This window comes from Chryseobacterium sp. SC28 (assembly GCF_003932955.1).
GTDB lineage: Bacteria > Bacteroidota > Bacteroidia > Flavobacteriales > Weeksellaceae > Epilithonimonas.
This window is the reverse complement of the sequence record NZ_QOVY01000005.1, coordinates 54,789-74,664: the sequence shown is the minus strand read 5'-3', so window position 1 is coordinate 74,664 and position 19,876 is coordinate 54,789. Positions and strand designations below refer to the sequence as shown.

The 19,876-nt window shown below is 40.2% G+C and carries 20 protein-coding genes, 1 tRNA gene and 1 pseudogene; 17 read left to right on the top strand and 5 right to left on the bottom strand.

The window, feature by feature from the left end; genetic code table 11:
• Positions 1-4 precede the first annotated feature (4 nt).
• The 6 genes from DTW91_RS04710 (at position 5) to DTW91_RS13055 (ending at position 7,867) form a co-directional block, all read left to right on the top strand.
• Positions 5-3,739 carry a DUF6443 domain-containing protein gene (locus tag DTW91_RS04710; RefSeq protein WP_125202241.1) on the top strand — a complete coding sequence of 1,245 codons (3,735 nt, stop codon included), beginning with the start codon at positions 5-7 and terminating at the stop codon, positions 3,737-3,739.
• Between the two features lie 8 nt (positions 3,740-3,747).
• Positions 3,748-4,281: a hypothetical protein gene (locus DTW91_RS04705; protein ID WP_125202240.1), complete on the top strand. Its 534-nt coding sequence runs from the start codon at positions 3,748-3,750 to the stop codon at positions 4,279-4,281.
• A 20-nt stretch (positions 4,282-4,301) separates the two neighbouring features.
• Complete coding sequence (locus tag DTW91_RS04700; protein ID WP_125202239.1) at positions 4,302-4,742, top strand: hypothetical protein; 441 nt, start codon at positions 4,302-4,304, stop codon at positions 4,740-4,742.
• 4 nt (positions 4,743-4,746) lie between these two features.
• Positions 4,747-5,016 carry a hypothetical protein gene (locus DTW91_RS04695; RefSeq protein WP_125202238.1) on the top strand — a complete coding sequence of 90 codons (270 nt, stop codon included), beginning with the start codon at positions 4,747-4,749 and terminating at the stop codon, positions 5,014-5,016.
• Positions 5,017-5,251: 235 nt separating this feature from the next.
• Positions 5,252-6,073 carry a MerR family transcriptional regulator gene (locus DTW91_RS04690; protein WP_125202237.1) on the top strand — a complete coding sequence of 274 codons (822 nt, stop codon included), beginning with the start codon at positions 5,252-5,254 and terminating at the stop codon, positions 6,071-6,073.
• 216 nt (positions 6,074-6,289) lie between these two features.
• Positions 6,290-7,867: a recombinase family protein gene (locus tag DTW91_RS13055; RefSeq protein ID WP_410493723.1), complete on the top strand. Its 1,578-nt coding sequence runs from the start codon at positions 6,290-6,292 to the stop codon at positions 7,865-7,867.
• Here DTW91_RS13055 and DTW91_RS04680 read toward each other — a convergent pair.
• Both DTW91_RS04680 and DTW91_RS04675 read right to left on the bottom strand, forming a co-directional pair.
• Positions 7,821-7,892: transfer RNA gene (locus tag DTW91_RS04680), tRNA-Glu, on the bottom strand. The two genes, DTW91_RS13055 and DTW91_RS04680, sit on opposite strands and share 47 nt — an antisense overlap.
• 58 nt (positions 7,893-7,950) lie before the next feature.
• Positions 7,951-9,234 carry an N-acetylmuramoyl-L-alanine amidase gene (locus DTW91_RS04675; RefSeq protein WP_125202236.1) on the bottom strand — a complete coding sequence of 428 codons (1,284 nt, stop codon included), beginning with the start codon at positions 9,232-9,234 and terminating at the stop codon, positions 7,951-7,953.
• Positions 9,235-9,276: 42 nt separating this feature from the next.
• Here DTW91_RS04675 and DTW91_RS04670 point away from each other — a divergent pair, with 42 nt between their 5' ends.
• The 8 genes and pseudogenes from DTW91_RS04670 to DTW91_RS04635 form a co-directional block, all read left to right on the top strand.
• A complete protein-coding gene (locus DTW91_RS04670) occupies positions 9,277-11,898 on the top strand; it encodes a putative LPS assembly protein LptD (protein ID WP_125202235.1) in 2,622 nt (873 codons plus the stop codon).
• Positions 11,899-11,946: 48 nt separating this feature from the next.
• Positions 11,947-12,327 (top strand): RidA family protein, encoded by a 381-nt coding sequence (locus tag DTW91_RS04665; protein ID WP_125202234.1) that lies wholly within the window; start codon positions 11,947-11,949, stop codon positions 12,325-12,327.
• A gap of 3 nt (positions 12,328-12,330) precedes the next feature.
• The gene (locus DTW91_RS04660) at positions 12,331-12,780 is read left to right on the top strand and encodes a hypothetical protein (protein ID WP_125202233.1); all 450 of its coding nucleotides are present in this window, start codon (positions 12,331-12,333) and stop codon (positions 12,778-12,780) included.
• A gap of 198 nt (positions 12,781-12,978) precedes the next feature.
• Positions 12,979-13,149: a lmo0937 family membrane protein gene (locus DTW91_RS04655; RefSeq protein ID WP_125202232.1), complete on the top strand. Its 171-nt coding sequence runs from the start codon at positions 12,979-12,981 to the stop codon at positions 13,147-13,149.
• Between the two features lie 154 nt (positions 13,150-13,303).
• On the top strand, positions 13,304-13,672 hold the full coding sequence (locus tag DTW91_RS04650; RefSeq protein ID WP_125202231.1) for a hypothetical protein: 369 nt from the start codon (positions 13,304-13,306) through the stop codon (positions 13,670-13,672).
• A gap of 65 nt (positions 13,673-13,737) precedes the next feature.
• Positions 13,738-14,019 carry a YHS domain-containing protein gene (locus DTW91_RS04645; protein ID WP_185144739.1) on the top strand — a complete coding sequence of 94 codons (282 nt, stop codon included), beginning with the start codon at positions 13,738-13,740 and terminating at the stop codon, positions 14,017-14,019.
• Positions 14,000-14,677 carry an SCO family protein gene (locus DTW91_RS04640; protein ID WP_228412651.1) on the top strand — a complete coding sequence of 226 codons (678 nt, stop codon included), beginning with the start codon at positions 14,000-14,002 and terminating at the stop codon, positions 14,675-14,677. The genes DTW91_RS04645 and DTW91_RS04640 overlap by 20 nt, the downstream gene beginning before the upstream one ends.
• A gap of 25 nt (positions 14,678-14,702) precedes the next feature.
• A pseudogene (locus tag DTW91_RS04635) lies at positions 14,703-15,374 on the top strand (superoxide dismutase); the annotation flags it as partial.
• A gap of 434 nt (positions 15,375-15,808) precedes the next feature.
• Here the strand turns inward: DTW91_RS04635 and coaD are convergent.
• The 3 genes from coaD to DTW91_RS04620 form a co-directional block, all read right to left on the bottom strand.
• Positions 15,809-16,294 carry a pantetheine-phosphate adenylyltransferase gene (gene coaD, locus DTW91_RS04630; protein WP_125202229.1) on the bottom strand — a complete coding sequence of 162 codons (486 nt, stop codon included), beginning with the start codon at positions 16,292-16,294 and terminating at the stop codon, positions 15,809-15,811.
• Between the two features lie 90 nt (positions 16,295-16,384).
• A complete protein-coding gene (locus DTW91_RS04625) occupies positions 16,385-17,368 on the bottom strand; it encodes a D-alanine--D-alanine ligase (RefSeq protein ID WP_125202228.1) in 984 nt (327 codons plus the stop codon).
• A 206-nt stretch (positions 17,369-17,574) separates the two neighbouring features.
• The gene (locus tag DTW91_RS04620; RefSeq protein ID WP_125202227.1) at positions 17,575-17,937 is read right to left on the bottom strand and encodes a diacylglycerol kinase; all 363 of its coding nucleotides are present in this window, start codon (positions 17,935-17,937) and stop codon (positions 17,575-17,577) included.
• A gap of 118 nt (positions 17,938-18,055) precedes the next feature.
• Between DTW91_RS04620 and dnaN the strand changes: the two genes are divergently transcribed.
• The 3 genes from dnaN to DTW91_RS04605 all read left to right on the top strand — a co-directional run bounded on the left by dnaN (position 18,056) and on the right by DTW91_RS04605 (position 19,804).
• Positions 18,056-19,186, top strand: a complete 1,131-nt coding sequence (gene dnaN / locus DTW91_RS04615) for a DNA polymerase III subunit beta (protein ID WP_125202226.1) — start codon at positions 18,056-18,058, stop codon at positions 19,184-19,186.
• Between the two features lie 115 nt (positions 19,187-19,301).
• Positions 19,302-19,535, top strand: a complete 234-nt coding sequence (locus tag DTW91_RS04610; protein ID WP_125202225.1) for a hypothetical protein — start codon at positions 19,302-19,304, stop codon at positions 19,533-19,535.
• Positions 19,532-19,804 carry a Txe/YoeB family addiction module toxin gene (locus DTW91_RS04605; RefSeq protein WP_125202224.1) on the top strand — a complete coding sequence of 91 codons (273 nt, stop codon included), beginning with the start codon at positions 19,532-19,534 and terminating at the stop codon, positions 19,802-19,804. The genes DTW91_RS04610 and DTW91_RS04605 overlap by 4 nt, the downstream gene beginning before the upstream one ends.
• Positions 19,805-19,876: the final 72 nt, after the last annotated feature.

The window sequence follows — 19,876 nt, the reverse complement described above, 5'->3', positions numbered from 1 at the left end:
AATCATGAAACAATATATCAAACTATTATATACCGGCTTTTTAGCCATCACAGGGATTTTACAGGCTCAGAATCTCAGTAGTAATGAAACCTATGTTTATAATCGCATCTACTTGGAACCGGTAACGTACAATGCGTCAAATCCCACTGCCAATAGCAGTGCAAAGCAGTTGCAGAACGTGCAGTATCTGGATGGTCTGGGAAGACCGAAACAAAGCATAGATATTGGTGCCACTTACAACGGGAAGGATATGGTCAGTACTTATTTCTATGACCCGGTTACCGGAAGACAGGATAAGCAATATCTTCCGGTACCAAAAGCCACCTTACAGGGCGCTTTGCAGAACGTCGCCGAAGCAGGTATCAACAGCTATTATGGTGTTACTAATGCTTTTGCGGAAATTAAAACCGAAAATTCCCCGTTGGCGAGGGTGTTGGAAACCGCTGCTCCGGGTGATGCCTGGCAAATGTCTTCGGGGAAAACCCAGAAAATGGCATATGGATTCAACACGACCGGAGAAGTCAAGAAATACACTGCAATATTCGACTATACTACTTTTGATGCTGCTCTTACCCAAACCTCTGCTTATCCGGCGAATACGCTCTATAAAACAACAGCTACGGACGAAGACGGAAGTGTCAATATTTCCTATAAAAATGGTTTGGGGCAGGTCTTGCTATCGAAAAGCAGAAACGGGACAGACGAGCTGGATACTTACTATGTGTATAACCAATACGGACAGCTGGCTTTCATCATTCCACCGGCTGCAAAAAACCAACCTCTGGATGATACTACCAAAAGCAACCTATTCTATCAGTATAAGTATGATGTCCATAACCGTCTTGTGGAAAAGAAGCTACCGGGCAAAGACTGGGAGCGAATGGTTTATAATAAAAAAGGGCAGGTTATCCTCTATCAGGATGCCAATCTGAAAAGTGGGAAATCCAATGGCGGAAGCACAGGTAGCGAAGCTTGGCTTTTCACCAAGTACGACCAGTTCGGCAGGGTGGTCTATACAGGTATCTCCCGGGATGGCACATCAAGGCAAAGTATCCAGGCGTATGTGGATAATCAGGTAAATAGCCTCACATCGCCTACCGGATATGAGGTAAAGCTTACATCTGCAGGATTTACATCCAATGGCATAGCCAGCTATTATAGCAACAATTCCTATCCTACGGTAATACAAACTTTGTTGTCTGTGAATTACTATGATGAATATCCGACAGTAAGCGGGACTCCTGCAAGGGATGCCACTATCCTTACCCAAACCACCCTATCCGGAGATAACCTGGCGGATAAAAGTACCAAGACCCTTCCGACGGCAAGCTATATAAAGAATATTTCGGATAACAAATGGACAAAAACCTATTTCTGGTATGATGAGAAAAGCAGAAATATAGGTGCTACAGAGATCAACCATCTGGGAGGTACTACCAAAACCTATACCCAGCTGGATTGGGCAGGACTGACCAAAAAAGTGGAAACCTACCATCAGCGCTTATCTTCGGATGCCATCGTAACAGTAAAAGAACGCTTTGAATACAGCTCGCGAAATTTTTTAGAAAAGCATTATCATCAGGTAGACAGTAACCCGGAGGAATTATTAGCCCAATACACCTATAATGATCTGGGACAAGTGACCAACAAGAAAGTAGGAGGCAACATCAGCTCACCATTACAATCCATCGATTATGCGTACAATATCCGTGGATGGCTCACCAAGGTGAATGACCCTGCCAACCTGAACGGAAAACTATTTGCCTACGAGCTGAGATATAATAACCCAGCAAATGCAAGCCTTGCTCCTGCACATTTCAATGGGACGATTACTGAAGTAGATTGGAACAGTGCAGCTGATGAAACCCGAAGAAGATATGGGTATCTGTACGATGGCGTCAACCAGTTGACCAAAGCTAATTATCAGGAACCTGACCATACGGTGCCGCAGCTGAAATTTTACGATGAAGAGGTCTCCTATGACTATAACGGGAATATTGCTACCCTGAAACGCAACGGGAGACCTGTAAAGGGAACTACTCCTAGTGTTGTGGATAACCTTACATACTTCTACAACGGTAACCAGCTTAGCAGAATTACGGAAGCCTCCGCCAACAAAAGCGGCTATCCGGGAGGCGGGCTTACCAATACCTATGACCCTAACGGGAATATGCTGACGATGCCGGATAAGAAGATCACACAGGAAATGCTCTACAATTTCCTGAACCTTCCTGAAAATATTGTGCAAAACACCACAGAGACGCAATATTATTACCGTGCAGATGGATTGAAGCTGAAGAAAGTATTTAGCCTTTCTTCCCAGGTCATAAAAACAGAATACCTGGACGGATTTGTTTATACCACACCATACAGCGGGGCTTTAAAAACTGCGGTGGAAGACGATAATGATGCAGCAAAAGAAGCCGCCACAGCAGGACAGGAGGAAGCATTGATGCTGGCTGAAAAAAGGCAGGTAGCAGTTATCGATACCGGAAATCCCGGAAATGTAGCGACCAAGCCTTATTTTTTCCCCACTGCCGAAGGTTTTTACGATTATGAAAATAAGCAGTACATTTACCAGTACAAAGACCATCTGGGTAATGTCCGCTTAAGCTATGCAAAGGATGCAGATGGCAGCGCAGAAATTCTTACGGCAAACAGCTATTATCCTTTTGGGCTTAATTTTATCAGCAGTGGTGATATGGTAGGGGTCTATAACCCTTCCACTACCTATACCAACTGGAAATTCGGAAGCAAGGAGCTGGAGACAACCAGCCAGTATGATTTCGGATGGCGACAGTATATGCCGGACATTGGCAGATGGAACGGGATGGATCAGCTCTCGGAGAGTTATGCTTCTACCTCACCGTATGCTTATGTCCTTAACAACCCGGTGATGATGTACGACCCGGATGGAAGGGTAAGCAGGGATTTCTTCAATTCTTTCTGGAATTCTACACCAAATGGCAGCACTTCTACGTGGACCAATACAGGAATGGGATTTGAAAGTGGTGATAATATATCGGTAGATTACAACGGAAACTATACCAGTCTTAATACCAATTACTCTAATGGAGGTATTGGAGAGAGGATATATAATATTTCTCCGGTTGTTTTTCAGGGAAAAGGGAACGCACAGACTTGGAATATGGGAGGCAATTACCTATATAATATCTGGGCAATGTCTGAAGCTTTTGGCAAAGCTGCCGGTGAATGGGACTTCCAGCAAAGAGCAGCAGCAGCATATACAAATTGCGGACATTGTAATGATAAGGGTGGTGTGATAATGATGGACAGTGTTTGGGATGTTTTGGGAATTGCTTTAGCCAATGCTAAGCCTGAAAACAAATATGCAGCGTTGGCTTTAGGTGGGTTGGCGATTGTTGCAAGTAAAGGGAGAGCAACTTCTTCTGTTGTGAAAGGAGAAATTGCTGCAGAAAGAGGAGGATTGAATCTTTTTAAATGGGGAGCAGAACAAACGGGTAAATTAGAATGGAGAGAAGGTGATTATATGCTTCATCTTCCCAATCAAGGAACTCCTAAATTGAATTGGAAAGCAAATTATGGTTCTTTAAGAAGGGAAATGGGATTAGGAAATCCTATATATGATTCATATCGTTTACCAAATGGCAATTTAATTCCTACGGGAGGATTCTTGAATGCAGAAAGATTTACATTACAAAGCAGAGGATGGACGTATAATCCTAGTGTTGGAGCTTGGATGCCACCAATAAAATAATTTAAATTATGGATTTTAATATACAGATAAAGACACAGCTTTTTCCAATATTTCAGAGATATGGATTTGAAATAGTTGAGGAATTTAAAAATGTTCTAAGATTTCAATCTTCTATTACTAAAATTAATATTGTACATAATCCATTTGAAAATTCAAATACAATCTGGGTAGGGAAAAGAGGAAAAACAGATATGATAGAAATAAATAATAATCTTCTTATTCTTTTTTTTAATTCACTCCTAAACTTAGACAAAGTATCTGTTGAAGTATTTATAAATAACTTAGTCATATTTTTTGAGAATGAGGGTGAATCGCTTCTCATAGGAAATAAAATAAATGATTTGGAAAAATTTGATTTAGAAAGGAGTAAAATTTATACTCAGAATTTGTTAAATCAACAAAATATAAATGCTGCGGATAAAGCTTGGCAACAGAACGATTATGAAAATTTTGTAAATATAATTAATGGATTGAATTATGAAAAGTTACCTAAACCATACTTATTAAAGTACAAGATTGCCAAGCAAAAACTTAATCGATAGACAAAAATCTTGCAATCCTTTTGGGTGGGTTGGCGATTGTTGCAAGTAAAGGGAGAGCAACTTCTTCTGTTTTGAGAGAAGATGCATATGCAGGAGTTAAAGCTGCATCTAAATATTTACAAGCCGCAGGAGTTTCAAGGTTAGACAGAATTGATATTTTAAAATCCTTTCAAATAGAAAGTATAAGTATGAGAGCCGCTGATAATGCAACGTTTGGATTAAGATTTTATGGAGGAAAAGCAGCTTCGGAAGGAAGATATTTGTTCCCTGCGTTTGATAATCTTACTAATCGTGTTGGTTTAGCATTGCCCGAAAAATGGAATAGTATGACTGGAATCAAACAATTTCAGATAGCTCCTGGTACACCATATATTTTTGGAAGAGCTGCTTCACAAGGTGGAATTTATACAGGAGGTAGTTACCAGATGTTTATTACTAATACAAACTTCTTAATAAAATAAAACAATGGACAAATCGACATTATCAGAAGACGAAATTTTTATGCAAAAATTACAGACTATAATTCAGAAAATAAATGAGGCTTATTATTTCACAGCTGGATATAACCGTTCATACGAAATTTTAATTGAAAGTCTTTCAGAAATTCGCAATATCTCAGATTTTTCAGAAGAGACAGAGGGAATTCTCTATTTTTTAAGAGATAGCTATAATGGAGATCGTAATGTGATTGAAGAATTACAAAAATTGCTTTTAAAATATAGGAAGAGAAAATGAATGAAGAACTTTTTTCAAATCTTAAGATAAAATTAGAATTATTCCTAAATAAAATTTTAGAAGAAAATATCTCCGATAAAAAATCTGTTCTAACCTTGCTTGGGATATTTAGGTGGTCAATATCACTGGGTTTTTACATTTTATATCCAAAATAAGATTGGAATTGATTTTTAAATTTTATATATTTGTATAACATTAATTATTATATTATATTTGTATAATAAAAATTAAAGTTATGGGATTGGACTTAAAAAAGATGCGTGCCTTGCAGGCGGATATTCATAAAAAAGCGCAGGAGGAAATGATGGAGAACATCTCCGAAAACCTCATCAACTTTGTGCTGGACGATGATATTGCAGATAGCTTCAAAAAAGAAAAAGGCAGGAGGATTACCGAGCAATCCAAAAGGGTCATCGGGCATTGGGTTAAGGAAGGCGTTATAACCGGAGAACAGCACCACGAGGGGGGCTGGTTCTACTTTGACCGCACCGAGTCTATTTGGATAGATATAGTGACCCATTTGCGTGGATTCGGGCTTAGTCTCAAAATAATAAAAACAATCAGGGAAAAGTTGTTTAATGAAGTTCAGCCGGGTTTTCGTATGATAGACTTTGCGATTATCCACTCTGTGCTGAGAAGCCATTACATTATGATGGTCAATCCAAACGGAAGCATCAACCTTACAACCTCTTGGCTTTATTCCGAGACTGTTAAAAAGGAGGTACTTCCGCCTCACATTATGTTTAACTTCTTTCATTTGGCAAAAGAAATTTTCCCGAACAACAATTTTGATGTTGCCATTGCAGACCCGGATAAACTTCCAGAACTGACCGATGAGGAAATGAAAATCTTGTACTACATCCGGACAGGCGACTTTAAAGAGATCAAGATCAAAATGCAGGAAGGCGAAGTGTATTTGCTGGAAGCACAGCAGGAGATGCAGGTTAATGAGAAATTAATAAACATCATCAGCAAAGCTGCCTATCAGGACATTTCAATTAAAATCGCTGATAATAAAATCGTACACATTACACGAACGGAAAGATTTAAGCCGTAAAAACAGCTTAATGCTATCAAATAAAGGACGGAAAACCTCCGCCTCATTTCAAACGGCTGACTGATTGAAGACCTCAAAGGTCAGTCTTAATTGAAATCAAAATGTTAAGTTTAGAAAAGTGCAAGGAAGTTTTGCACAAAGACAAAAAGAAAAAATTCACAGACGATGAAATTTCAAAAATCCGAGATTTTTTATATCAATTAGCAACTATTGAATATGAGCAGCGCAGCAGGAACAAGACAAAGGCGGGTAATCATTTACTCAAGAGTATCGACTGATGAACAGGCTGAACGTGGATTCAGCCTTTCTGATCAGGAAGAAAGGTTGCGGAAATACTGCGAGAGCAATAATTATGAAATAGTTGCACACTTCCAGGATGACCATTCTGCAAAAAACTTTAACAGACCGGCATTTCAAAAGATGCTGATGCAGCTTAGGTCAAAGATTTTAAAAGCCGATTTGTTTTTGGCTGTTAGATATGACCGGTTTTCAAGAAATGCTCAGCTGTCACTAGAAATGATAAGCGAGTTGAAAAAGTACGGGATTCAATTCAATACTATAGAACAGCAGGTTGATTTGAACAATCCTGAAAGCCTTTTGATACACCTCATCAATCTTGGATTACCTCAAGTTGAAAATGAGAGAAGGGCATTGAACACCAAGAGAGGTATGAGGCGGGCACAAAAGGAAGGTAACTGGATGGCAACTGCTCCCAGAGGATATAGTAATGTCCAAAAAAATGGAGAAAAATATATTGAGCCTAATGGAGATTCGGAACTAATAAGATGGGCTTTTCAGCAACTTGCAACAGGCTTGTTTACTATTGAAGATGTTAGGAGGCAGCTATTGAAAAAAGGCTTTAAAATTACAAAGTCGCCATTTAATAAACTTGTCAAGAATCCTGCTTATATGGGTAAGATAAAAATTGCTGCCTGGAATGATGAACCGGAAATCCTCGCAGACGGCAAACACCAGCCTATTGTCAGCGAGGAATTGTTCCTATCCGTACAGGACATTTTGGAAGGTAGGAAACATACTGCAAGACCAAAGCAAAGAAAGGATGAGAACTTTCCTCTAAGAGGCTTCTTAGAGTGTCCTCAGTGCGGGAATCCGCTCACGGCAAGTTTTTCAAAAGGAAGGTCTGCAAAGTATGGCTATTACCATTGCCAGCAAGGTTGCGGAGAGAGACAAAAATACGAGGAGGTTAATGATGCTTTTACAAATTACCTAGGCAATTTCACGGTCGAAGACGAAGTGTTAGAGCTATACTACCTCATCCTGCAAGATGTATTCAACAAAGACAAGAAGGACAAGGACAAAGAAGTAACGCACATAAAAGGGCTTATAGACAGCCTAAATAAAAAATTGGATTTACTGCTTGATAAGCTGTTGGAAGACCAAATAACTCAGCAGGACTATGAGAGGGGCAAGAAACGCTTTGAAGACGAACTGTACAGATTAGAGAGTCAGAAGCAAGAATTGGAGATGGAACATAATGATTTTATGGTAATGGTTCAGTACAGCTTTGGAATGTTGAAAGACTTAGGCAGTTATTATGAAAAATCCGAGATGGAAGTTAGACATAAAATACTCGGTTCGATATTTCCGGAAAAATTGATTTACGAGAACGGAAATTATCGAACCGCAGAAATCAATAGTGTAGTCCCTTTAATATGCAGTAATATCAATAGTTTCGGACAGGTTAAAGAAAAAAGGATTGCTAATATTAACAATCCTTCCTGTAAAGTAGCCTATAGGGGAATCGAACCGCTGTTGCAAGATAGAAAATCTTGAGTCCTAACCACTAGACGAATAGGCCATTTTTTTGGTGGACTGCAAAAATAGAGACTTTAGACGGGTTGGGCAAATCTTTTTGTCTATTTCAATTTTTTCTCGATTACAGTATTGGCAATTCCTTTTTGCTCCAGATCTTTCTGGGCTTTGACGGCTTCTTCCAGAGATTTGTACTTTCCGTAGGTGTAGTAGAACACGCCGTTTTCCTTGTTTCTAATGAGATCGGGAATCGTTTTCAAAATCGGGGATTTGGAATCCAATTTACCCTTTCCGGAATAGACTTCCAAAGTGTAGTATCCGGCTCCCAACGATTGATTGGGCACAAAGCTGATAGCACTTGCATTTCGGAAACCCGCATCTTTTGCTGTCTTTAGGTTTGTATCTCGTACGGAGGCATAGTTTGTGGTGCCGTAGTAATATTTGTACAGTCCGCCTTCTTTGATGGTAAGGATATATTTCAGACCTTTGAGTGCCGGATCGTCGGTGCTATATTTATTGGGCGTACTCATCAGCAAGATTCGGAAATCGTTTTTCAGGGGTTGTTCCGCCGGTTTTTCGGGCTCAGGTTTTTTGACGTTTCGGTCCACCATTTTTTTATAACTGACAATGGCATTGTAGATGCTTTCTGCGATGGCCTGCTGTCCTTCGTCTGAAGAGATATAACGGGCATCGTCATAATTATTGACAAAGCCGGTTTCTATAAGGATGGAAGGCATGGCATTCATTCTCAGAACGTGTAGATTTTCCTGTTTTACGCCTCGCGAAAGTCTTTTGTCTTTTTTCACAAAATTATCTTCGACGAGACCACCAATGATGAGGCTGGCTTCCAAATATTTGCTTTGTTGGATCTTCAGTGCGATGAGAGATTCCGGAGAGTTGGGATTGTAGGAGGCAAAGTTTTCCCGGTCTTGGTCGTCGAGGAAGATCACATCATTTTCTGCTTTAGCTACATCGAGGTTGGTTTTGTTTTGGTTGGGACCTTGGACGAAGGTCTCGGTGCCTTGCGCGGTTGCGCTCCTGCTCGATGAGGAGTTCACGTGGACCGAGATGAAAAGATCTGCATCGCTTTTGTTGGCGAGATTGGTCCGGTAAGTCAAAGACGGATATTCGTCAACTTTTCGTGTGTAGATGACTTTGTATTCTTTATTTTTTTCCAGCATTCGTCCCAATTTCAAGACGATGCCCAGCGTGATGTCTTTCTCCTGCACGGGGCCGAGGTCGGGATAGGTTCTGGTAGCTCCGGTATCACTGCCTCCGTGTCCTGCATCCAAAACCAGCGTGAATTTTTTTTGTCCATAAAAATTACTAAAACCTACGAAAACTACGAACAGCAGAAAAATTTTATTATAAAGTATCGACCTAATCATTTTAATCTTTAAAATTTAATTAATTTTGAACCCAATTTCAGAATGACTGCATTGGCTCGAAGTATCTTCAAAAGTATATTACTAATTTTAAATATCCTAATTTTTAACAATATTTTAGCACAATCTGTGACTCAAAATACTGATAAAAGTAATGGTGTGCGAGATTCATTAGATATCAATCGGGATTCTTTGAATATAAAGAAAGACACCGCTGTGGCAAAAGAACCGTTGGAAGATGTCGTAAAAATGAAAGCGGAGCAGAAAAGCAGTTCTTCCATTGCCAATAAGCAAACCACGCTGCACAAGAATGCCCAGATCATCTATCAGGATATGCAGATCGATGCAGATTACATCCGATTCGAGTGGGAGACCGGAAAGATCTATGCCCGAGGAGAGCAAGACGAGAAAGGAAAAATCATAAAACCGGCCATCGCCACACAAGCCGGAAAAAAATTTGAGTACAACGAGGTCATTTACAATACCAAGACCAAGCAGGCCATCGCCTTCAATGCGAGAACCGAGGAAAGTGAAGGAGTCATCGTTGCGCAGAAAACAAAGAAGTACAATGATTCGGTTTTCTTTATGAGAAAGGCAATATACACCACCGACGAATATTTTCTCAAAAAGAAAGACTCGCTTCCCGATTATCATATGTCGGCGCCGAATATCAAACTTCTTAAAGCAAAAGCAAATTCACAAATCGTGACGGGGCCGATCCAGATGTACATCGAGCAAGTTCCCACGCCTTTAATTCTTCCATTTGCAATTTTGCCATTCTCGGATAAAAGGTCTGCCGGTATTTTGATTCCGAGTTTTGGGGAGCGCCAGGATGTTGGTTTTTTCCTGAACGGATTGGGATATTATCAGCCTATTGGCGACCATTTCGATTTGAAAATTTTGTCAGATATATACACCAAGGGGAGTTGGAACTTGAGACCTGAGCTTAATTATTTGAAAAAATACCGCTATACCGGAAATTTTTCGGCCGATTATGGTTACACGGTGCGCGGAATCAAGGGTTTGGACGATTATTCCAAAACTAAAACCTACAGAATCGCGTGGCGGCACTCGCAGGATTCTAAGGCCAATCCTTATCTCACCTTCAATGCCAGCGTGGACATCGTAAGTACCAAGTTTTATAATAATACGGTGAATAATAATTATCTCTTTAACCAGAGTGTTCTCAACACGCAGCAGACCTCGCGAGTGAATTTGACCAAACGTTTCGTTGATTTCCCCGTTACGATCAACGCCAGTATGGCCTATTCCCAGAATTTTGCAACGGGACTGACGGATATTCGCTTGCCCGATATGACCGTTGCCATCAATCAATTTTATCTTTTTAAACCGAAAACCGGCGTGAGAACAGGTTTGCTGGAAAACATCAATGTGAATACGGGCTTGGCTCTCAGCAACTATGTGACCACCACCGAAGATCAGCTCTTCAAAAAAGGAATGTGGGAAGATATGAAAACGGGTGCCAAGAATAACATTTCTATGTCCACCAATACGACGATTGCCAAGTATTTCACTTTTACCATTGCCGCAAATGCAGATAACGTGCTCACGACCAAAACTTTGGAAAAAAAATACAATCCGCTGACGAATATGGTGGAAAATAATTTTAAAAACGGCATCGCTGGCTATTCCACATTCTCGGCCAGCACCAGTCTGCAGACAGTCTTATACGGCCAGAAGAACTTCAGCAAAACATCGGCAATAGTCGCGATCCGCCATATGATAACGCCCAGCATGAGTTTTAATTATTCTCCCGATTTCGGAGATGAGAGCTGGGGCTATTTCAAAAAATACGCCAATGCGCGGGGCGAGATGACGCCATATTCCATCTTCGAAAACGGAATCTACGGCGCACCCACTGCAGGACTGACGCAGAGTGTCGGTTTTAATATCAATAATAATCTGGAGATGAAAATCAGATCCAAAACCGATTCTACAGGCGTAAAAAAAGTAAAAATCTTCGAAAACCTTAACGTCTCCGGAAATTATAATTTTGCGGCAGAGCGCAACAAATGGTCTGTCTTTACGGTGAACGGACAATCTTCTTTCTTGGATAATAAACTCAATGTCAATACCAGCCTTACCATTGAGCCGTACGAAATTGTCTATCAGGAAGGAAGTGATATAGGCGTCCGGACAGAAAATTTTGGTCATTTCAGTTTGCAGGGTTTCAATCTTCAGCTGTCTTACCCAATGAGCGAGGCCATTTTCGGAAAGAAAGAAGAACTTTCCAAAAAATATAAAAAGAAGGGCGAAATCCGAAACGAGAATTATTTCTTTGATGATGATAATTATTCCCGCTATTCTCCGACTTGGACTTTGAACGTGAATGCTAATTATGCTTACACGAAAGGATTATCCAGGTTTGGCAATAAAGTTGCAACATTTGGTCTCGACGGGAGCATCAAGTTGACACCTTATTGGACGATCAATGGCAGCACCAATTATGACATCGAAACCAAAGAATTAGGCTACACGCGTCTCGGTTTTGCCAGAGACCAACGCAGTTTTACCATCACGTTCAACTGGGTTCCATTTGGACAGTATAAGGTTTATGATTTCTTTATCGGGATCAAAGCCAACATCCTGAGAGATGCCGTGAAGTATAAGCAAAGAAGTTTCACACAGCCCAATAGTCCTTTTTAGGATTTAGTAAAAATTTGTATAGTTTTGTAAAAAAACCAAGATTCAATAATGAAGAAGATTATTCACAGTTCAGACGCGCCGGCAGCCATCGGACCGTACTCGCAGGCAACGCTGGTAGGCGGAACTTTATACATCTCCGGTCAGATTCCGATAGATCCGGCGAGCGGAAAATTGGTGGAAGGCATCCGCAAAGAAACGCACCAAGTGATGAAAAATCTCGAAGCCATTTTGAAAGTTGCCGATATGGACTTTGGCAACGCCGTAAAAACTACTATTTTTCTTAAGAATATGGATGATTTTGCAGAGGTTAATGAGATTTACGCTTCTTATTTCAAAAATGAAAATTATCCCGCGCGAGAGACTGTGCAAGTGTCGTGTCTCCCGAAAAATGTGGATGTGGAAATCTCGATGATTGCTTTCAAAGATTAACAAATGAATTTCTGTAGGAATATCATCGGTGTATTGGCGGGCTTGGTAGTCGCTGCTCTCATTATTACATTGGGGATAAAGATCAATTCTTCGTGGATCACCTACAAGCAGTTTGCCCCGTTTGGGCATTGGGAAACGCTTCTGCAATCTGTCCAACACAAGGATTCTTTTTTTGTGGCGCTTTTATTTTTCGGAGGTTTGGGCGTGACTGTCGGGGGCGTAGTCACGGCGATGATTGTAAAATATGCCAAGGTGGCCTACGCCATTTTGATAGGCTTCATTATGCTCTTCATTGCGATGCTGGATATTATTATTTATCCGTATCATCCGGTTTTTTATAAGATTGCTATTTTTCTCATCTTCTTTCCGTTCTCTTGGATCGGCGGCAAAATTACCGAGGTCATCTACAAGCGACGAGAAGAGCGGGCCAAACAATTGCATGCAAAAAAATAAGAAACCAAACCGCCGCAGCACCTGTGACGAACTTAAAGATTTGGCGATCCTGACTGATTTTAAAATATGCTAAGTCCTTAATATTCAATTAAAATATCATTTAAATTCAAAAAATTTAGCCTTTATAAAAAACGCTTTTTGACAAAAAGGGCACAGAATGTGTATAGCTAAACGCACGAATAAACAAAATATAAACTTATGAGAAATCTTTTATGGCTCGTAGCAGTGATATGTATTATCATCTGGCTGCTGGGGATGTTGGGTGTAGTTCCGGGGATGAGTACCGGATATCTGATCCACGTGTTATTGGTAATTGCAATTATTGTAGTTCTTTACAATCTGATTTCAGGCAGGAAACCGCTTGATTAGCGGATACAAAAATGCAGTGCCGACAGCATTGCAATAGAAAATGCAACCCGTGCTTTCCACGGGTTTTTTGCTGTTTGCACTTATATTTATAATTCCGATTTTTTGACTTTCCAAATCCCAACTTTATGCTTTATATTTGTAATAATTTTGCAAAGTGAAAAGTGTATTTTCCTTTTTTATCATTTTTATGATGGCTTTTCGGCCGCTGATGCCTTTTGCCGATTATGCATTGAATTATAATTACATTTCGCAAGAACTTTGTAAAAACAAGAGCAGACCTCAATTGTTGTGCAACGGAAAGTGTTATTTGAAAAAAGAATTAGCCAAGACCACAGAAAATCCGGTAAAAAATGGTTTCAAATCCGGCATTTCTCATTTTGCGGATGTTTTTGTCGCTCAAGACGCTTTCTCCTTCCATCCGATAATTCCTATTAATTCCGATAATTCATATTCAAACGCGGAACTTAGTCTTTGTTATAAATTCTCACTGTTTTCCAAGATTTTTCATCCGCCTCTCATTTGATTCTTTTTATAAATGATAATGTTGCAAGAAATATTTACTATTAATAAAAATTGAATCTTAAAATTATGAACATAAAAATAGTCGCACTACAGATACTTATTGCTATATCCAGCTTATCTTGCGCGCAAGAAACACCAAAGGTAAAACACGTGGCGAAGATGAAGCCTTCCAACGAGCTCAAAAATGTCAAAGTCGCCAATACGGAAGACCCGATTTGCAAAATGAAAACCGCCGACTTTCTGAAAGATACCGTCATTTACAAAGGAAAAATTTATGGTTTTTGCAGCGATCATTGCAAAGCAGAATTCAAAAAAAATCCGGAAAAATATGTCAAAATTGCCAAGTAGAACTAAGAAGGATTCCCTCATCGCAGCTGCGGTGCTGATCTTGATTTTTTTGTTCATCGGCGTCGGTATGGGATATTTTAAAAAAAGCCTTTTCACCGTGATGAAAGTCCCGGAGTTCCGGCTGACCGACCAAAACGGGCAAAAGATCAGCAACCGAGATATGCTCGGCAAGGTCTATCTGGTAGAGTTTTTTTACAGCCGCTGTCCCACCATCTGTCCTGTGATGAATGCTAATATGAAATACATCGAGGAGGCCATAGACGATCCCAACTTCGCGATCATTTCCATCAGCATCGATCCCGCGAATGATACCCCCGAGGTGCTGAAGAACCACGCAAAGATGCTTGGCGCAAAATCGCCCAATTGGCATTTCCTGACCGGCGATAGAGATTACATCGGCCAATTAGCAGATCGGTTCGACATCTATGTTGGCGACAAAGAAGATGAAGCAGAAAGTCTAAACCACAGCGGAATGATCGCATTAGTTGATAAGGAGGGTAACCTCCGTTCCCGATTCGATGAGAACAATTCGCCCATCTTGTATTATTCCGGACTTAATTATGAAGATCGTGCGGGTAAGAAGCCTTCTTTGAGAGGGAAGTATCATCCCGATCGGGAGAAATTAATCGAGGACATCCGCAAATTATTAAAACAATAATTATTTTAATCTAAATCCAATTATTATGAAAATTTCACAACTGATTTTGATCAGCGCCTTGTCTGCCGCTTCTTTTCTAAGTGCGCAGTTCAAGCAAACCCCTTTGCCCTACGCCTACAACGCGCTGGAAGGTGCCATCGATGCGCAAACTATGGAAATCCATTACACCAAGCACGCCGCAGGTTATGTTGCTAACTTGAACAAAGCCATCGCCGGAACGCCTTTGGAGAAAGAAAGCCTTACAACCATCCTTTCTCACATCTCCAAAGAAAGTCCTACAGTGCGAAACAACGCAGGAGGACATTACAACCACGAACTGTTTTGGACTGTTTTGACGCCGGAAAAAAACACACAAGCTTCCGAGAAATTGGCAAAAGCCATCACAGAATCTTTCGGCAGTCTCGATGCTTTGAAAGAAAAAATGAGCAAAGCCGGAGCAGACCGATTCGGATCGGGTTGGGCCTGGCTTGTGGTAACTGCCGACAAAAAACTGGCCGTGACCTCAACCCCAAATCAAGACAATCCCCTGATGGATATCGCAGAAGTGAAGGGAACGCCCATCTTGGGAATAGACGTGTGGGAGCATGCGTATTATCTTAAATATCAAAACAGGAGAGCCGATTATCTGACTGCGTTTTGGAACGTCACCAACTGGAAGGAAGTAAGCAGAAGATACGAGATGGCAACGAAAGGAAAATTTGATGATTGGCAAGCTCTGAAAACCTTCCACGAGGTTATGTCGCAGACCTTTCACCCAAGCGAAGAAGGAAATTTGCAACCCGTAAAAACCAGAATTGGCGAATTGGTTAGCAAAGCCAAAGCCCTGCAGTCAGCTCCAATCCCTGCGGAATATAATAAACCCGCGGTGAAAAATTCTTTGGCAGATTTGGTAAAAGCAAGTCAAAATCTGGAAAAGCAAATCAAGAAAAAAGCATCCGACACCGAGATTACCAAAGCTCTTGCAGATGTACACGACACGTTCCACACGGTTGTGGGACTATGTTCTGCCGAAGATAAACATTGAAAATAGGAAATCGGACAAAAACCCTAAAGAAAATCCGTCTCCCAAGCATTGGAGGCGGATTTTTTTTCGCACCAAGCTCATCTGCGCCGACGATTTTTTGGAAATATCTATTCGTTTTGGTTGGCTTGTTTCGACACCCGCACAGCCTCGGGAACCATAATCTCGTAGTTGCCGCCGAACGAAATAATCTCTCTCACAATACTGCTGCTGATGAAGGATTTGCCGGACGAGGTGAGGAGGAAAATGGTTTCGATCGTATTATTTCTGGTCAAAGCACGGTTGGTCTGAGCAATCGATTTTTCAAATTCAAAATCGGCAGGATTGCGCAATCCTCTTAAGATGAAATTGACATTTTTGCTCTTGCAATAGTCGATGGTGAGACCTTCAAAATCATCCACTTCCACATTCGGAAACTTTTCGAAAGTTTTTCGGATAAATTCCTTGCGCTGCTCCAAGGAGAACATATATTTTTTCTGAGAATTCTTTCCGATAGCGATAATAATCTTGTCAAACAGCGGTACAGCACGTTCCACAATATCGTAATGTCCAAGCGTGATGGGATCAAACGATCCCGGGAAAACAGCAATTTTCATAGAAATTTTAAATTTTAGATCTTGAATTTTAGATTTGCTTATAATTTAAAATCTAAAATTTAGCATTTATAATTAATTTAGTATTTATAATTATTTTTTTAGAGCTTTCTCAACTTCGTTTCCACAAAGGTCTTTGATGGAAATGCCGTAGATCTTCGCCTGCTGCGGAAGGATACTTGCCGGCGAAAATCCGGGATTCGTATTCATTTCCAAAAGATAAGGAATTCCGTCGACAATAATGAATTCTGACCTCGAGAATCCACTCATTCCCAAAGATTTATAAGCTTGGATGGCGGTTTCTTCAACCTTTTTTGTGGTTTCCTCGTCAATTCTTGCCGGCGTTATTTCTTGTGAAGCGCCTTCATATTTCGCTTCGTAATCGAAGAATTCTTTGTCCGGAACGATTTCTGTAATTCCCAGCACAATGACTTCGCCTTTGTAATCCAAAACACCCACGGAAACTTCGGTGCCGTTCAGTGCCCTTTCGATGAGGATTTCGTCGTCTTCTTTATATGCCATTTCGATCGCCATTTGCAGTTCGGCTTTTTCCTTCACTTTTGAAATTCCGAGAGAAGAACCGCTTTGATTGGGCTTTACGAAAACGGGCAGTCCGAGTTCTTCCACGATTTTGTCGTCAGAAATTTCTTCACCTTTTCTCAGATAAATACTTTTGGCTGATGGGATTCCGTATTTGGAAAGAACCGCCAAAGTGTCTTTTTTATTGAAAGTGAGTGCGCTTTGGTAGAAATCACAACCTGTATATTTTTGTCCTACGGCGTCCCAATAGGCTTGCAAAATTCCGTTTTCGCCGGGCGAGCCGTGGATGATGTTGAAGCAGGCATCGAATTTCAGACTTTCGCCGTTTCCCAGATTTGCAGAAAAATCTGCTTTGTTGATGGGTTTTTTATGCTCGTTTTCGTCCAAAAAATACCATTCGTCTTTCAAGACCACTACTTTGTAAACATTGTAAATTTCCCGATCCAAAGAATCGAAAATCAATTGTCCGCTTTTCAAGGAAACTTTGTATTCATCAGAATATCCGCCCATTACGACGGCGATGTTTTTTTTGCGCATTCCGGAATTATATTAAAAACAAATGTAAAAATTTTATGTAAAAATCTGGGATTAAATCTTTCAAATTTTAGGTAGCGAATTTAAGTAAGTGTTGAGATTAGCCGACTTTTAAATCTTTGCTTAGTTTTACACCTTTGCGAACCTTAAAATTATTTTCAATAAATTCAAATAAATCTTGGCGGACATTGCGCTTAAATGAATTTTTTCTAAAAATACAACATCAAATAAGGCCAATAAACCAAAAATCCAACACAGATTGCAGAAATCGCTGCCAGTAAAACCGCTCCGCCAGCCAAATCTTTTATAATTCCAATTTCGGAATCCCATTCGGGCTGGATGTAATCGCAAATCTTCTCGATGCAGGTATTCAGAATTTCTGTTGCCAAAACAGAAAAGCAGCAAAGCAGTATCAATGCAGTGTCCAAATTGGTCAGATCCAGAAAAACGATCAAAAAAAGATTGATTATTAAGCCAAAAATTTGGATTTGAAAATTGCGTTCGTTTCGCAAAACCCACGCGATGCCTTGCAAAGTAAATTTTACACTTTTCTGAAAGGACTGTTTTTTCATTAGACCTAATTTCAACAAAGATAGATAAAACTCAAAAATTGTTAATAAATAACTACATACTGTTTTTAAAATAGAACGAGAATCATTATCTTTGTCAAATTGAAATAAATACAGGTTTATGAGATTTATTGTTGCCAGTGGCGATTTGCAGAAAGCTTTACAAACAGTTAGCGGCGTCATTTCCGGTTCGCAGTCCAGGCCTATTTTGGAGAATTTTCTCTTCGAATTGGATCAGAACCTTTTGACCGTTACTGCCTCAGACGGCGAAACTACTTTGGTCACTTCCCTGGAAGTGAAATCCGATGACAAGGGGAAAATAGCAGTTCCCGCCAAGACTTTTCAGGACTTCCTGAAAACCTATGGCGAGCAACCTTTGATTTTGGTCGTCAAAGATTCCGAAGACGGGAACGGAAGCATTCTGGAGATTTTGGACGAGAAAGACAACTTTTCCGTAGCCCTCGACAATGCAGACGATTACCCGGAATTGCCGGAATTCGACGCCTCTCAAAAAGTGACCATCTCCGGTGGCATTTTGGCAGAAGCTTTGGCCAACACGCTGTTCGCAACCAGCAACGATTCGCTTCGTCCTGTGATGACAGGTGTCTTATTTCAATTCAAAGAAGACGAGACCAATTTTGTTTCCACAGATTCTCACCGATTGGTGGTTTACAAAAGAACAGATGTCACAAATCCCGAACCGTTGGAATTTATCATGCCGAAAAAACCTTTGGCGATTTTCAAAAACATCCTTAGCAACTCCAGCGATGATGTCGTGATCGAGTTTAGCGATAATATGGCAAAATTCACTTTTGGAAACAACATCTGGATCTGCCGCCTGATCGACGGGAAATATCCAAATTATAACGCCGTAATCCCCAAAGAAAATCCAAACGTCTTGACCATCAACAGAAGTTTGCTTTTGAGTTCTATCAGGAGAGCATCCATTATGTCCAACAAATCTACCAATCAAGTAAGGTTCAAATTGTCCGGGAACGTGCTTCACCTTCACGCAGAAGATACCGAGTACGCGAACAAGGCAGATATGCAGATTCCGTGCGATTACAATGGCGAAGATATCAACATCGGTTTCAGCTCCAGATTCTTGACCGAGATGTTATCTGTATTGACGTCTGAAGATGTAAGGATGAAGATGTCGCAGCCCAACAGACCAGGAATCGTAGAACCCGTGGACGGACTGGAGGAGCACGAAAGTATCCTGATGCTGTCTATGCCGGTAATTGGTTTATAAGTGATAATTGATGAATGATTATTTATCAATTTTAAATAATTTACGATTTGAGATTTGATGATTCAAGTCTCAAATTTTGTTTAAATAATTTTTTTACCTAAAAAATAAACGGAAAATGACAACTTTTACATTTGAAGCGGATAAATCCGAAGTTGAAAAAATCCGCACTATATTAAAAGCACTTGGCGTCAAAAAACTTAAAATAAAAGAAGATCCTTCTGAGTCAACTGAAAAAATAAAGTATTCTCGGAAAGAATTTGACGAAATGCTGGATGAATCAAAGAAAAGCAAAAGTGAAAAAGTGCTGAAATCAAAAGATGATGTCAAGACTTTTTTTGATTCGATATGAGTTTTTCTTTAAACTATACCGATAAATTTCTTGATGACTTGAAAAAACACAAAAAGACGGGACAAAAACAATCGCTTTCAAAAGTCGAACGTTTGGTAACGGAATGTCTGGAAAATCCAAAAACTGGAACCGGAAAACCGGAACAACTCAAACATCGAAAAACAGAAACTTGGTCTCGTGAAATCAACAGACAACATCGTTTGGTTTATGAAATAGAATCGGATGATATTCTTTTTCTTTCAGCTTGGGGACATTATGATGATAAGTAAAAACCAGCTGAAAAGTGAAAAAAAAGAGTTGGGGATTCAAGTCTCAAATTTTTTTTAGATAAAGATTTTGCG